14 protein-coding genes and 1 pseudogene are annotated in these 15767 nt (G+C 43.4%); 2 read left to right on the forward strand and 13 right to left on the reverse strand.

Going from position 1 to position 15767, the window contains the following annotated elements; translation table 11 throughout:
• Window positions 1-15: 15 nt before the first annotated feature.
• The 6 genes from ACLU9Q_RS03765 to ACLU9Q_RS03790 form a co-directional block, all read right to left on the reverse strand.
• Window positions 16-876: a class II fructose-bisphosphate aldolase gene (locus tag ACLU9Q_RS03765; RefSeq protein ID WP_296832469.1), complete on the reverse strand. Its 861-nt coding sequence runs from the start codon at window positions 874-876 to the stop codon at window positions 16-18.
• A gap of 16 nt (window positions 877-892) precedes the next feature.
• On the reverse strand, window positions 893-1558 hold the full coding sequence (locus tag ACLU9Q_RS03770) for an aspartate/glutamate racemase family protein (protein WP_296832466.1): 666 nt from the start codon (window positions 1556-1558) through the stop codon (window positions 893-895).
• A 13-nt stretch (window positions 1559-1571) separates the two neighbouring features.
• Window positions 1572-3107, reverse strand: a complete 1536-nt coding sequence (locus tag ACLU9Q_RS03775) for an FGGY-family carbohydrate kinase (RefSeq protein WP_296832462.1) — start codon at window positions 3105-3107, stop codon at window positions 1572-1574.
• Window positions 3108-3131: 24 nt separating this feature from the next.
• A complete protein-coding gene (locus ACLU9Q_RS03780; RefSeq protein WP_296832563.1) occupies window positions 3132-3968 on the reverse strand; it encodes a carbohydrate ABC transporter permease in 837 nt (278 codons plus the stop codon).
• A 25-nt stretch (window positions 3969-3993) separates the two neighbouring features.
• A complete protein-coding gene (locus ACLU9Q_RS03785; RefSeq protein WP_296832459.1) occupies window positions 3994-4902 on the reverse strand; it encodes a carbohydrate ABC transporter permease in 909 nt (302 codons plus the stop codon).
• A gap of 71 nt (window positions 4903-4973) precedes the next feature.
• On the reverse strand, window positions 4974-6269 hold the full coding sequence (locus ACLU9Q_RS03790; RefSeq protein ID WP_296832456.1) for an ABC transporter substrate-binding protein: 1296 nt from the start codon (window positions 6267-6269) through the stop codon (window positions 4974-4976).
• A 268-nt stretch (window positions 6270-6537) separates the two neighbouring features.
• Between ACLU9Q_RS03790 and ACLU9Q_RS03795 the strand changes: the two genes are divergently transcribed.
• Window positions 6538-7314 (forward strand): response regulator transcription factor, encoded by a 777-nt coding sequence (locus tag ACLU9Q_RS03795; RefSeq protein ID WP_296928090.1) that lies wholly within the window; start codon window positions 6538-6540, stop codon window positions 7312-7314.
• Entirely contained in the window at window positions 7311-9098 is a 1788-nt protein-coding gene (locus tag ACLU9Q_RS03800) for a sensor histidine kinase (protein WP_412624670.1), read from the forward strand. The genes ACLU9Q_RS03795 and ACLU9Q_RS03800 overlap by 4 nt, the downstream gene beginning before the upstream one ends.
• 401 nt (window positions 9099-9499) lie before the next feature.
• Here the strand turns inward: ACLU9Q_RS03800 and dinD are convergent, their stop codons facing one another.
• From dinD to ACLU9Q_RS03835, 7 genes and pseudogenes are all read right to left on the reverse strand, one after another.
• Window positions 9500-10330 carry a DNA damage-inducible protein D gene (gene dinD, locus ACLU9Q_RS03805; protein ID WP_412624671.1) on the reverse strand — a complete coding sequence of 277 codons (831 nt, stop codon included), beginning with the start codon at window positions 10328-10330 and terminating at the stop codon, window positions 9500-9502.
• A gap of 71 nt (window positions 10331-10401) precedes the next feature.
• Window positions 10402-10974 carry a type IV toxin-antitoxin system AbiEi family antitoxin domain-containing protein gene (locus ACLU9Q_RS03810; RefSeq protein ID WP_296832445.1) on the reverse strand — a complete coding sequence of 191 codons (573 nt, stop codon included), beginning with the start codon at window positions 10972-10974 and terminating at the stop codon, window positions 10402-10404.
• A 204-nt stretch (window positions 10975-11178) separates the two neighbouring features.
• A complete protein-coding gene (locus ACLU9Q_RS03815) occupies window positions 11179-12012 on the reverse strand; it encodes a KilA-N domain-containing protein (RefSeq protein WP_296832441.1) in 834 nt (277 codons plus the stop codon).
• Window positions 12002-12208, reverse strand: a complete 207-nt coding sequence (locus tag ACLU9Q_RS03820) for a helix-turn-helix domain-containing protein (protein WP_296832438.1) — start codon at window positions 12206-12208, stop codon at window positions 12002-12004. Before ACLU9Q_RS03820 ends, ACLU9Q_RS03815 begins: the two co-directional genes overlap by 11 nt.
• Before the next feature lie 102 nt (window positions 12209-12310).
• Complete coding sequence (locus ACLU9Q_RS03825; RefSeq protein ID WP_412624672.1) at window positions 12311-14227, reverse strand: S8 family peptidase; 1917 nt, start codon at window positions 14225-14227, stop codon at window positions 12311-12313.
• Between the two features lie 58 nt (window positions 14228-14285).
• Window positions 14286-14651: a hypothetical protein gene (locus ACLU9Q_RS03830; protein ID WP_412624673.1), complete on the reverse strand. Its 366-nt coding sequence runs from the start codon at window positions 14649-14651 to the stop codon at window positions 14286-14288.
• Between the two features lie 220 nt (window positions 14652-14871).
• Window positions 14872-15767 (reverse strand): annotated as a pseudogene (locus ACLU9Q_RS03835) (hypothetical protein); the annotation flags it as partial.

The following is a 15767-nucleotide window of genomic DNA, read 5'->3' on the forward strand; positions in this document are numbered from 1 at the left end:
ATATAATATCAGCATTCAAGCCTTTCCATCTGCCATGCATATTTTAATCCATGTTTTTGCCGCCTCCTTAATATACGGAATCACTTCCTGCATGATGTCAATCGTATGTATCACCGCTCCTCTCTCCCGAACGACACGCGCTACATTATCCATATATGTATAACGGATCTGGGTTCCTACATTCACTTTATTTATCCCATTTTTAATCGCTTTTCGAACATCCTCTTCCGGTATTCCGGTCCCCCCGTGAAGTACCAGCGGGATATCCAGTGCCTCATTTACCTCTGCCAGACGTTTAAAATTAATCTCCGGTTTGCCCTGATAAAAGCCATGTGCCGTGCCAATTCCAACAGCAAGCGTATCCACCCCTGTCTCTTTTACCAGTTTTACCGCATTCTCTACCTGTACTAAAAAATCTCCGCCTTCAAAGGAAGCCTCATAGTCGCGCCCCTTGATCTTGCCGATTTCCGCCTCCACACAAACTTTATGAGCAGCCGCATACTCCACAACTTCCCTGGTCATTGCAATATTCTGCTCCAGAGACTCTTTCGAGGCATCAATCATAACTGACGGATAACCGCAGTCAATCGCCTGTTTACATAATTCCACCGAATTGGAATGATCCAGATGATGAATAATCGGTTCCGCAGACTGCTTCATCCTGATTTTTCCTACAGCGCCAAGCAGTTCCACTCCCAACATGTTCACTGTTTTCGGAATTGATGCAAACATAACCGGCGCTCTTAGCTCTTTTGCCGCTTCAAGCACTGCGAGCTGATCCCACAAATCTGTGTAATTAAACATTGGCACCGCATAGCCGCCTTCATCTGCCTCCTTCAGCATCCTTCTCAGCACATCACCATTCATTATTTCCATCTCTATTCCTCCTGTATCACGAAGCTGCCTGCTCCAACATCTTTTTCAAACGCTTAACACCGCTGTTGATACTATACAAAACCGGCTGTGTGACATTCTTCATTTCCGGAATCAGCACTGCCATACTCGCCTGCGCAAGTACAATTACATCGTGCCGTTCTTTCGTTTCCATTATCTTTTTCATTACCATTTGATTATGCTTCTGAGCATTTTTCTCCTCTGCAAGTATCTGAAATGCTCCGTCGATCAGATAACGTGTAACCGAAACCTTTTTCCCGATCTTCCCCGCTTCCGTCTCAATAAGACGTGCACTTGGTTCCAGTGTAGTCGCTACCGTCCCATAGACAGCAATACTGCTGCCGCAGCGTACCGCTTCCTCCGCCATTGCCTGATCAATTTTAAGGCACGGCGTTTTTGTGAGATGTGTTCCAATCCCGAAAGCTTCTCCCACCGACGAACACGCATTTAGAATAATATCTGCGCCCATACTCTCCCCGGCCAATATATACAGACTTATTCTGCGGCAGATATCTTCATCTACACCCTTTTTCATAACATCCGATAAAATTCTCTCGTCAATGATATTATGAATCTCCGCTCCCGGAATCTGCCGCATAATCTCCTCATCCAGACGCTCTCTGATCGCAAGGCTTGTATGAATTACAGCAATTTTCTTTCCCATTCAGCCTCTCCTTTTATTCATAATTTTCTTTACACAGAAACGATTCGTCTCTTAACTGCATATACAGCCTGCCGATTTGCTCCCGTATGTTTTTGTATTGTGTAAATTTCGCCGCATATTCGCAGGGCTGTCCTTCACGGAAGATATACTGTATCCTGCAGAAATTTTCCAGTTCTTCAAAGGATAGATGTCCGGCTGCAATCGCCCCAAGAAGCGCAGCGCCAAAGCAGGCGGCTTCCGTACATACCGGAACCTCTACCGGAACGCCCTGTATTTTGTTTTTACGTCTCATAATATAATCCGATTTGCTTAAACCTCCCGCGATCCGTACCACTGGCTTTTCAAGCTGTGCAAGCTGTATGTAGTCCTCCGTCTGCCGCCTCAGTTCAAAAGCCATTCCATCAATGATCGCGCCGGCATAATCTCCGGGCCTATCTGTATCTGACATCCCCCAAAAGGTTCCCATAAGTTCTGAATTTTCTGCAGACCCACGCAGAAAAGGGAAAAAAAGCAGCTTTTCGTTTTGGGATCGCTGCAGCAAAATCTGTTTTTCCAGCAATGCATAGCGGGAAACGCCAGTTTTTTTTGCTTCTGTTTCCAGATCCCTCCCCATATTTTTGAAATACCACTGGAGACATACTCCGCACGCCTGATTTGAGGACAGCAACCGGTATTTTCTTTTTCCGCAGTGCGGATAGACAGAATACCCTGATTTTCTAAGGACTTCAAAGGGCAGCACATGGTCGAACGCCATCATCAATACCTCCGCTGTCCCCATGGAATCCAGCATTACACCTTCCTTCTGAATGTTCACCGCAATAGCCGCACAGGAATGGTCATGGCCTCCTGTCGCTACAATCATTTCTTTATTTAAACCTAATTCCACAGAAATTTCCGGTTTTAATCTTCCGACAGCCGTCCCGCCGGGAACTGCTTTTGGAAACAGCTGCTTCTTCAATCCTGCTGCTTCTATAATCTCATCCGACCAATTGCATGTGTGCACATCGAACGCCAGAGTTCTGGCTGCCACAGAATAATCTGTCGCATACTTTCCTGACAGACAATAAATTATCCAATCCTCTACAGACAGCCAGTGGCTGGCCCTCTGGTACAATTCCCAATCATTTTCCTTCAGCCATAAAAGCTTGCTGATCCCATATTTAACAGATGGGATCTGCCCGGTAATTTCATAAAGCCGATCATAACCGACAGCCGTCTCCAGCCTTTTATACTGCGCTTCTGACCTGGTATCATACCACAAAATAAAGGGATTCAGCGGTCTGCCCTGCTCTTCCACGAGTATACCTGCCTCACCCATAGAAGATACCGCGACAGAACATATTTCTTTTGCCGGACATTGTTTGACATTTTCCCGAATACAAATTTTTATTTTTTCCCATACTTCCATTGGATCCATCTCACTGAAAAATGGTTTCGGATGACTCACCGGCGTACTTTCGCTGTGATAAGATACAAGCTCTCCATCCTCCCGGAATACTGCTGCCTTGAGATTTGTCGTCCCTATGTCGATCCCCATATAATATTTCAAAGCAACTCACTCCCTTCCGCTTTTCTACCCTTTGATCCCGGAGGTCGCAATGCCTTCTACAAAATACTTCTGCGCTGTAAAAAACAGTATTACACATGGTATGATCGAGACAATCGACATTGCAAAAATCTCATTCCAGTGAGCAGCGTCCGCACTGTCCAGCGACATACGGAGTCCTAAACTTACCGGATATTTTGATACACTGTTGATATAAATCAAAGAGTTAAAAAAATCATTCCAGGTCCACACAGACTGAAAAATTGCCGCAGAACACACGGACGCTTTTGACAACGGCAGCAAAACGTGTATCAAAGTCTGGAAAGAATTGCATCCATCCATCTTAGCCGATTCATCCAGCTCCCGCGGTATTCCTTTGAAAAACTGTACCATCATAAAAATGAAAAAAGGATAGCATGCCAATGCTGCCGGCAAATAAAAAGTATCGTAACTATTCAGCACGCCCATTTTGTTATATAAAATATAACGAGGGATAACGACAACCGCATTCGGCAGCATCATGGTAGAGATCATCAAAGCAAATAAGATTTTATGCCCCGGAAAATGAAAACGTGCAAATCCATAGCCTACTAAAACACTGGAGATCAGTGTCAGTATTACTGTCGGAACTACAAGAATAAAGGAATTCTTCAGAAAAACTCCAAAAGAAAACTGTCCCGTTCCCTTCCAGCCTTCTACGTAAGAATCAAATACCGGATTAGCCGGCAGCAATGCCGTTGTACCAAAAATTTCTTCATTTGTCTTGAACGATGCAAACAATAGCCATACAAGAGGATATATCATCATTATTCCTACTAATATCAGCAGCAAATACATTAATATTTTATTTCTTTTCCTGCGCATACTTCGATTCATTTTTTTCGGCATATCATTCGTCCTCCGTATAGAACACCCATTTGGCTGATGTCTGAAATAATAACAGTGTAAAGGCAATGATAATTGCAAACAAAATCCATGATAATGCACTTGCATATCCCATTTTGTAGTAACGAAATGCATTGTCATACAGGTACATTCCATACAGATAAGTGCCGTTTGCCGGTCCGCCCGCTGTAATCAAAAACGGCGCTGTAAAATCCTGAAAAGCTGTAATTGTCTGCATAATAATATTAAAAAAGATAATCGGCGTCAGCATCGGAACTGTAATCACAAAAAACTGGCGTACTTTAGATGCTCCATCAATAGAAGCCGCCTCATACAAATCTCTTGGAATCTGCTTAAGCCCCGCCAAAAAAATAACCATGGAAGAGCCAAACTGCCAAACAGACAGCAGACTGATCGTAAGAAGCGCAAATCTGGAATCTCCAATCCAGTCAATCTGCGTTTTTATGCCAACAGCACTCAGTAAATTATTAAACATGCCGTCTTTCATAAACATAAAACGCCACAAAGTCGCCACTGCCACGCTTGAGCCAAGAATCGACGGTATATAGTAAATAGTCCGAAATACATTCACTCCCCGCAAAGGCACGCTCAGGAGCATCGCTATGAACAGAGCAAACATCAATTTCAGCGGCACTGTAATCCCAACATAAAGCAGTGTTACTTTCAATGATTGTCCAAAATTATAATCGAACCGAAAAATATTTTTATAATTTTCAAGCCCGATAAATGCAGCTTCTCCAAACCCGGAATAATTGGTAAAAGAATACCACAATGACGATGCCAGCGGATATAACTGCAGGCATAAAAAACCCAGTATCCATGGCAAAATATAAACATACCCCACACAGTCACGGCGTCGAAGCCTGCTGCGAAGCCGGGCAAAACTTCCCATTGATCCGTCCTCCTTTCAAAGGGCGCCTATTCCCTCTCTCAAAGTACAGACACCCTTCGAAACTCACATTTCTACTTATTTAGCGAGTCCAGCTTATTCTGTACACGGGTAATAATTTCCTCAGCGCCCTTTTCCGGTGTTGTCTGATCATAAACCACCTTCTGCATTACTTCTGAAACAATCGACACAATCTCTGCATTGCGTCCCACATAAGGCGGTGCAGGCGACGGGTTCTCAAGCGTATTGTTTACCATTGCCAAAACATCCGGATCTCCCATATCCCCCTCCGAAATGACCTCACGTGCAAGTGTGGAAGCCGGAATAGAACGCACGTCTTTCAAAATAGATGCTCCTTCTTCTGTATTAACCATCCAGTTAATAAATCTTGCCGCTTCTTCTTTATTCTCAGAATCGTTGCTGATCGCAAGCAGCAATGAGGGCTTTGTTGGATAACTGTCTACTTTTCCATCCGCCACAATCGGAACATTCATAGTGGAGAATTTTTCTTCTCCCAATGCAGATTTAATTGCCGGCAATCTTCCTGACCAATCCATCAGTCCGCCAATTTCACCATTCACCCATTTCGGAAGCTGCTCCATCTTGGTGGCAAAACTAATCGTTTCTCCCATAGGCACCACTGCGCCGCTGTCGTATAACTCTTTCAGCATAGACAATGTACTTTGCATGTCTTCTGCGGTTGCAATGATTTCAAACTCATCTGATACCCAATATTCTCCCGTCAAACCCAGCAGATAGGGTTCCCAAAACAGCGGTATGATGCTCTCGCTGCTCGGATCAATTCCAAGCAAATAACTGTCAGAATCCTGTTCCTGCACCTTTTTTCCATATTCAATTACAGAATCCCAGGTAAGCTGTTCGTCTGTAGGTATTCCAAACTTTTCCATAAATTCCGTATTGATCATAATGCCGGAACCATTCGTGCCAAGAGGAATTCCCAGAAGCTTTCCATCGTAAGAGCAATAGCTTTCAATAATCTGCGGATCAAAATAGCTCAGATCAATAATATCCGTATAATTGTTCAAATCATCAAACAGCACCTTCTGCTGTGACGAAAGATCCATCAGCCACACATTATCGATCTGCACCAGATCAGGCGCTGTACCGCCTGCCAGCTGTGTCATCATCTTCTGTTGGTATCCCTCAAATCCCTGGTATTCTGCCTCAATCTGCACTCCCGGATTTTCTTCCTCATAAGCCTCAATCGCCGCAAGCGTTGCTTCATGACGGATATCCGCACCCCACCAGGAAAAACGCATCGTTACGTCCTTTTCAGCCTCCGCCGAAGCGCTGCTCCCAATTGCTGCAGCGGTCAGCATACCGATCATTGCCATCTTCCTTTTCTTCAAAATTGTTTCCCCCTTTTCTTGTCTGTTTTCCAAACCCCGGTTCCGTTGTTTTTGGTGCTTTTATTTTATCTTAATTTACGGTCGCGCACCAGACTGCCTGCTTGACAAAACCTATCATCTCTTTCCCTCTTTTTTGATAGTTTCCCAAAACATATCTTTATTTGTATTTTTTTATCTTAAATTGACATTTTACATTTTCTATGCAGATTTTTCCTATAATTATGGTATACTAAATAAAATTCTGATTTTTACAGGAAAAGAGGAACTTATGTATAAGCTGATGATTGTGGACGATGAACCAGAAATATTAAAAGGCATCAGTCAGTATTTTCCCTGGGAGGATCTTGGATTTACCGTAGTGTGCCACCTTGGAAATGGGAAAAGCGCATATGACTATATTTGTCATCATTCTGTCGATGTGGTATTGTGTGATATTAATATGCCCGTTATGAATGGACTGGAGCTCGCAAAACTTATACATGAAAATTACCCGGATATCCAAATTGTATTTCTCAGCGGCTATTCAAAATTTTCTTATGCAAAGCAGGCGCTGGAATACAATGTAAAAAGCTATATCCTGAAATCTGCAAAATACAATGAGCTGATCCGTGTGTTTTCCCGCATACACTCCGAATTGGACAGTGCTCGTTACGGCGACAATTTACCAGAAAAACCAGAACCAGAATTTTCCTCTTTTGATGATAAGGTAATTGACACCATTAAAAAGTATATCAATGAACATTATGCAGATGTTACGCTTGAGGATCTGACCGAACAGGTTCATATGAATCCTCAGTATATCAGTAAATTTTTCAAGAAAATAACCGGACAAAATTTTTCCGATTATTTAATGGAAGTGCGTATGAAAAAAGCGGCGCAGCTGCTTGAAGATATTCAGTATAAAACCTACGAGGTAAGCGCTCTGGTAGGATATTCTAATTCCGTTAATTTCACCCGTGCTTTTAAGCGTTTTTATGGTATGTCTCCGAAGGAATACCGTGGACGCAGCACCCGAACGCCTGCAGATAAGGAGCACACGACATGAGACGCCGTTTTTTTGCAAGAAATCTTCTTTCCTTTTTACTTCCCACGATGATTCCAATACTTTTACTTGGTAGTTTTTCTTTTTTTATTGTGCAAACCTCTATAAAAAAAGAAGTGGAAACAAATAATAATCTGACACTGACGCAAATGCGCAATTCCACAGAGCTTATTTTCAGTGAGATCGATACTCTGAGCAATAATTTCTGTCTAAATGGACGTTTCGTTTCCAAGCTGAAAACTTTGCTGGAATCTGACAGCGTAGATTACGATAATGCAAATATCCAGCGATGGTTTTCCGATATTATTAATGCATCTGCCAACGCCAAGCCATATATACATTCTATTTATGTCTATTATGAAACCAATAAACCCAACATGTTCGTTTCTAATCGGGGTATTACAGATATCTCTCATTATCCCGATCAGCACTGGTACGAGCAATATCAGAATGCAGAAAATACACAAACCTTCCTCGAAGCCAGATGTGTTCGCTCTTATAATTTCGAGGATCCGGGTACCCCCGTTATTACCATTTATAACCCCCTGTACTCTCCTGGTTCCGTAACTGCAGACGGAATGCTCGTAATGAATATACGCTGCTCTTATATTGAACAAATGCTGTCTGCCTCCGATGGTTCCCAGACGGTTTTTCTTCTCGATCAAACTGGCAATTTACTCGCCAAAGGCAGTATAGAGCAACCTGACCACGAAGAACTGGATTTTGAAAAGCTGGTATCTCTTCCGGAAGCAACTTCTCCTATATGGCTGAACGAAAAACACTATGTCGTATCCCGCATGTCCTCCAATCGTTACGATATCAGCTATTTTTCTGTCAGCGATTATTCCCACATATACCGTCTGCCCATTACATTAATCCGCATTACAGCAGCATTGTTAATTGTTTCCTTCGTGTCAAGTGTATTAATCGCATGGTCTATAACCCGAAAAAATTATCGTCAGCTTTATCGCACACTGGAAATTTTTGAACGTGCTGAAGCCGGACTTCCTCTGAATCCTCCCGACAAGCACGATGCAGGAGCTTACGACTATATTCAGCAGCAGATTATCCGTACCTTTGTTGAGCAGAACTATCTGCGTCTTCAGCTGGAAGCCAAAAAGCATCACGCCCGTTCTTTGGAGCTGACTGCTCTGCAGGCACAAATTAATCCGCACTTTTTATTCAATACACTGAAAACTATTTTCTGGAAAGCAGTTGCTCTCACCGGCAGCAACAATGACGTCAGTCGAATGATTGAACAGCTTTCAGAAATCCTTCAATATTCTATTTCACCCTCCAGTACCCTTGTAACACTGGAGGAAGAAATACAAAATACCAAAAATTATATTTTATTGCAAAAGGTCCGTTATCAAAATCAGTTTGAAGTGATCTGGGAATATGACGACGAATTGCTCTCGCAAAAAGTAATTCGCCTTCTATTTCAGCCTTTTATCGAAAATGCAATCTACCATGGATGCCGCAATACAGATCAAAAATGCTTTATTCGAATAAGAATTTATTTACGCAATGAGACTCTGTTTATCTCCATCATTGACAATGGTGCGGGCATTTCCGGGGAAAATTTACGCCAAATCCGTCAGAAATTAAATGGTTATATTTCGGATGAAGAAATGGCAAGTCACATAGGTCTTGTAAACACCAGCAAACGCCTCCAGCTCTTTTATGGAGAAGATGCATGTGTTCACATTGCCAGCAAACTGGGTTTTGGTACATATATCCATTTCAAAATTCCGGCAGCTTCAAATACCGGAAACACGAAAGATTAAAAGAAAGTCTGCAGCATCTGTGCGCCGCGGCACAGACAGGCGCAGACTTTAATCTTTCAATCAAACTTATCCTATCTTCAATAAGTTCTTGTTTTCTCATTTGAACAGCAAAATAACTCCCTATTTATTCAAATGCAAATCTGAAAAATGTGTATATCCCTTTTCATCATTTTAATCAACACATAATCATCACTTTATTCATCACATATATAATAAATAAAGTGATGATTAACCAACAAGCATACCAGGCTCACCCCGGAAGACTCTCCCTCACACAGCGTCCCATACCCCACCTGGCTATTAGGATACTGCGCAAATCCCGGCAGGGGCTGCGCTCCGCGGCGCAGGTAGGCGCGCACCTTTTCTCCATATGCTGATGTCAAGTAAGGACCAAACATTTTTTATCCTTTCATTAAATTCTTCTCATCTCTTTTTACTCTGCGTTCCAACTTTTTCAGATCTTCTGCCGGAGGCAAATCCTCCGGCTTTATTCCTCTCTGTCCCAACATCTCTCTTACACTTGAATTATTCTGAACATGTTCATCTGTTATAGGAGCTTCGCCATATAATTCTTTTTGTTCCACATTATAATTGGTCATTTCTGTTGCCAGATTTTTAGCAGCTATGGTCAATGTTGGAAGAAAATCTGCCAGAGGTCTGTTCTCTTTTACTCTTAGACGTTCCTTCATGTCCTTTGTAGTAAATCCGCCAAAAAGCGCCTGGTCACCCTTGGATCTTATTCTTCCAAAGCCAGCATCATCCACCCCACGTTCGTAAATATTCTGAGACAGCCTTTTTTCAGACTCTCTTAATTTCTCTCTTGCATTTAATCGCTCAATCAGCTTAATCCTGTCTTCAATAAGTTCCTGTTTTCTTGTCTGAACAGCAAAATAGCTTTGAGCAAAGGCAATCTCATCTTTTCTCACATCTCCATTTTGGGCGATCAAATAACATGCATAACGTGTCAGCACATATTCTTTAATACCTCTTTCTGCATTTTTCGCCAATTTTATCATTTTCGTGACGCCACGAAAATGATCGTTTACATTTCCACCTGCATTCTCACAAGATATCATCGCTTTCTTTATAACTAACTCGAAATTTTCCCACCTGGAATATCCTAACAATGGCTGCAATTCCCTGGCATACCAAAATTCAATTGTTCCATCTTCTGATATATGAATAACATCATCAAAAAGTCTTTTTAATTTTCCAATCTTTTTTTCATCCATGCGATTGCTATGTACCTCCATATAATTATAATTCATTCCGGCAAATATTTTGTCTTTCTTTTATATTGTCATCATAATTGCTGTTTTACCCGCAGCAGCTCTGCGTATCTCAATATATGTCTGTATTGTTCCTCATTTATTTTTATCTTATCTACGATTCCTATCTCAATATCCGATTCCAGACGAAGCATATCACAGATACTCCGCTCAATGTCATAGATATTATAGCAGCCAAATTCTGTCTCTATTTTCCTCATGCCCATTAAGTAATTATTAGTCGAAAAATAATGCCGCATAATCGGGAAATTCATACTCAGCAAGCTACGGTCCGTCCGTGCTGTGGCAACATCCAAATATTCCGGCTCTTCTTTAATTTCTCCTTGATAATAGAGCGCGCTGTTCATGCAAACGATCGCCCTGGGATCGCTAAGGCATACTTCTATGCATTTATAGTCTGATGGTTTATCTTCCTTTTTCCTGACCAGCCAATAATATCCATGACATACTTTTTCCAAATACCCCTCTTTTGCCAAGACTGCTATCTGGCGATTTGAAAAACCCTCTTTCATAAGCTCCGGCGTTCCTATATATCCTTTAAACTTCCGGTATACCGCTTCCAGCTTATCATATGTACTGCTTCTCATATCAGCCTCCATTGCATTTTTTATTACACACGTCAATATCATACTGGCAAACTGTCCCTCACACACAGCGCCCCATACCTCACCTGGCTGTTGGGATACTGTGCAAATCCCGGCAGGGGGCGGGCTCCGCGGCGCAAGTAGGCGCGAACCTTTTCCCCATATGCCACTGTCAAGTAAGGACCAAAAATTTTCAATTACAATTTTTCACTCAATCAACTTTATCTCTTCAGCCGCATTAAGAATGTTCAATTGATACTCTGCAATTTCTTTCAATATTTGAAATCTTTCTGTCTTGCCTCTACCTTCACGGAGCATCTGTGCATTATGTGTTTCTAAATTAGATAAGACTGTAAGTTCGTTAATTGAAGCAAAATCTCTCACATTATTCTTTTTTGCCAATTCAGGATTTTTGTCCCGCCAGGCTTTCGCAGTAAATCCGAATAATGCAACATTCAAAATATCAGCTTCCTCCGCATATGCCAGCCACTCCAAATTTTCTTTATAATTTCCTGATGGAATTAAATAATTTTTAACAGCATCTGTTTGAATCAAATAGTTATTTTTTGACAAAAATCTCTTCGCATTCCACTCAATTTTTTTTGCATTATTCTCCGCTTCTTTCAGTCTTTGAAATTCTTTGATTAAGTATAATTTAAAAACCGGACTGATAGATGAGGCAAATTCAAATGCAATATCTTTATGCGCATACGTTCCCCCATATTTTCCACGTTTTACAAATAAACCTATCGCATTTGTCTTTTCAATCCATTCTGAAACACTCAACACAAATGTATGTAACCCCGCTTCACTTTTAAAGTGGTCGAATTCGACCACTTTAAAAGCAGGATTATAAATTTGTTCCCATGTACCCAAAAATTCCAGTGTTGCTCTGTTTCGCATCCAGTTCTTGACGACATCTGCTCCTCTGGATCCGCCAACTTTAGCTTTTGCAATATCAGTGATGCAGATATAATCGTCGAAATTTTCCTCCGAAACAGTAATATTAACATTTTGCACCACAATAACTTTATTCTTCATTCACATCTTCCTTCTCTATAAAATTCTCCATTTTTATCTTATAAGCCAACAACCGCAATACATAATCTGGCATTTTTCTGGTTCCTCTTTCCCATTCTGTCATCGTTCGATATGGAATTTCAAAATATTCACAAAATTCTTTTCTATTCATTCCTGTACTTTCTCGTAATTTCTTTATCTCATTCTTTACTTCCACTGCTTTCCCTCTCTTTTTATTTACACATTGTGTATATATTGTAATATATTTTCTTCTTATTTTCAATATCTATATTGTTCATTATCATCTTTTTTCTTTGATTCACACCGGTAAACTCTCCCGCACACACAATGAACCATACCCCACCTGATTATTCGGATACACCGTGAATCCCGGCAGAGGGCGTGCTCCGCGGCGCAGATACGCCCGCACCTTTTCTCCATATAAAAACGGATCGTTTCCGTTAATGATGCCCCACTGCATGAGCATCGCCGCGGCCCCGGTGACAAACGGAGTTGCAAAGGAGGTTCCCGTCACGATGGTGTAGCCGCCTCCGACTGCAGTTGTCCGAATATTGACGCCCGGCGCGGCAAGATCCGGCTTTACGGCGGTGGCGCCGGAGGGCAGCGGCTGCCCGGGCGGATTGCCTCTCCCCGAGAAAGGCGCATACGTGAGGCTGCGGGAATCGTAGGCTCCGACAGCGACGATGTTTCTGGCGGTCGCGGGAATTGTCAATGTGTTTTCCACGCTTGGCTCATAAAATCGCGTTCCCGGATTCAGCACCTCCGCCTGCGGGAGCCAAATATCATACCTGCCGTCCGTCACTCTGCGGGGCATCAGCCAAAAACGCCAGATACCGCTGTCAATATATTCCCGCGTCGGCAGAAAGTCAAAATAAATCTCCTGTGAAATGCTGTACGGGCTTGGTTTGCCATAAAAAATCAGCAGTTCCGTGTTTCCTGCAAGATAGCGCTGCGGTCCGAGATTTTCGGGAAGCGGTCCGATCACCTGTCCCTCCGGGGTTATCAGCCGGATCTCAAATTCGTCCAAGTAGGATTTCCAGAGCTGCACATTGATGGTACTTTCAAATGGGGCAACGCCCATCTGTACCTCCCGCGCGGTTCCCTGCTGCAGCATTCCGGAAGTGTGACCGGCTGTGCTGCCCTCATTCCCGGTTCCCACGCAGATGACCGAACGCCAGCGATCCGCAAGCTCCGCAATAAAAGTTTCCAGAAGACTTGTGCCGTTGTGCGGTCCGTAAACATTTCCAAAGCTCAGATTTACAGCAACCGGCAGCCCCCACTCCTGCGCTTTCCGATAAACATAATCCAGCGCCTGCATCAGCTCTGTCGTCCTTGGAAAGGATCCCGGCTTCGGATTGCCCAGCTTCACCACCAGAATGTGCGCCAGTGGAGCCACGCCGCGGTCTGGTCCAATTACCGACTGTTCCAGTGCCTGTACGCGGGCGCCCTCCTGCTGTCCACCAGACGCCGGTGCTTCTGCCGTCAGCTGTCCGTCGCCGCCCTCCAGTCCGCCGGCTTTCTGGCCGTCAGAAATAGAAGCACGCCCATTTCCGGCCGCGATTCCGAGCACCTCGGTACCATGCCCGCTGATATCCCGCGTGGGCAGTCGCTGTCCGCTGCGAAGCGCCTCATCAATCTGAACCTTTGTGTACTCCGTTCCCAACGTATACCCTTCCGGAGGATTTCCGGCGATGCTCTGATCCCAGATTGCCAGAATGCGGGTACTTCCATCCGGGTTACGAAAATCGGGGTGCGTATAATCCACGCCCGAATCAATCACAGCGATCAAAATTCCCTGTCCCAGCAGAACGCGCGTCGCCACGTTTTCTTCCTGTTCCAATAAAACACCTGCTGTACTCGGTACTCCCGTTTCGTCCATAAGCTGCAGCGCATCCATACAAGAAGCTGTCCTCCCCTGACGAGCAGAGAAGAACAGCCTCTTTGGTTTTTCAATATATTCAATTTCCGGCTGCGCCGATAGATACGGGATCATGGACTGCGCAATGGTAACGATCGCATAGCCGTTCGCAAGCTCCGCCACGCGGATGCCCTGTTCACGAAATTTCTCCAGGCTGCCCGAATACTTTACGATCAGATCCCATTCCTGATCCTGCGCGTCAAACCCGACGTTCAGCGTCAGCGACTTCTCCCGCTCCTCCGGCGTCGTATCCAGTGCAAGATTTAAAAGATTTTCAATTTTCTGATCAGTAGCCATGTCATGCTCTCTTTGCGTTTTCTATATTATATGAGCGCCCGCAATTTTACATCCCTGTTTATTGAACTAGCTCCAGAGCGGCAATCGCCTCCTCAAGCTTCGCACTTACATCATCCATTTTTTCCTGCGCGGCATTTCCTGCAATCAGAGCCTCTGCGGCTGCAATATAGTCAAACAGATTGTTCAGCGATTCTTCTGTATAATCCTCCAGATTCATCTCTTTTATCCGGGCAATCTGTTCCCTTAGCTGTGATGCATCTCCGGCTTTTGCTTTTATATACTCATTCGCAGTCTCAGTAATTACTTCTTTGCTTCCCTGTGTTTCTCCTGTAACAGCATTGCTCTCATCTGGCGTTTTCTCAGAAAACAAAAATCTTCCAACAATAGCATAAACGGCTACCAAAATTACTAATACCGCAAGCATCAGTATTCCTCTTATACGACTTTTTCTTCTGTGCCTGCGTTTATCCCCTTTTTCTCTGTATGTTTTTCTTTTTTCTACACTCATATGCTCCTCCGGGCAAATGTTGATTCCATAATTAAAATGATTATAAAACGCAGCAAATTTCTTTACTGCGTTCCAACAATCATTTTTTTCTGAAAAATAAGAGAGGTTGCCCTCTCTTACTTTTCATTTTCTGAGCTTATTTTACCACTTTTCTCTTTTTAATAACAACTACTACCAGAGCCGCAGCCATAGCCATAACAATGATATACGGTACTACTACTGTATTATCACCGGTCTTTACTGCATCCTTATCTGTCGTCTTCTCTGTTGTATCTGTCTTTTTGGAAGCTTCCGTTGTTTTTTCCGTAACTTTGTCTGTTTCCTTCTCGGACACTTCCTCGGTTACATCCTCTGTTACATCTTCGGTCACTTCTTCTGTAACCGGTTCGCTTTCCGTTGTCGGTTCGCTTTCCGTTTCCGGTTCGCTTTCTGTTTCCGGTTCGCTTTCTGTTTCCGGTTCGCTCTCCGTTTCAACAGCTTCTACAGATCCGCATACGCAAGCATTTCCGTTCTCCCATACGCACTCTGTTGCTTCAGTTACTACTGTTCCGCAGTCTGTGCAGGTTACTTTATGCGTTCCGTTTCCGTTATCTGTGTAAGTCCAGTGGTTACCCATATGGTCACACTCAGATCCGCATACACACGCATTTCCGTTCTCCCATACACACTCTGTTGCTTCGGTTACTACTGTTCCGCAGTCTGTGCAGGTTACTTTATGCGTTCCGTTTCCATTGTCTGTGTATGTCCAGTGGTTACCCATATGGTCACACTCAGATCCGCATACGCAAGCATTTCCGTTCTCCCATACACACTCTGCTGCTGCAGTTACTACCTCGTTACAATCTTTACAAATTACTTTGTGGGTTCCGTTTCCATTGTCTACGTACTCCCAGTTATTGCCCATATGGTCGCAGCCCGGCTCTTTATGTCCGCATGCGCCGCACGCACCATTTACATATACACAATCAGCCGCTTCAGTTACTACTGTTCCGCAGTCTGTGCAGGTTACTTTATGCGTTCCGTTTCCATTGT

This window comes from Marvinbryantia sp., assembly GCF_047017445.1.
GTDB lineage: Bacteria > Bacillota > Clostridia > Lachnospirales > Lachnospiraceae > Marvinbryantia.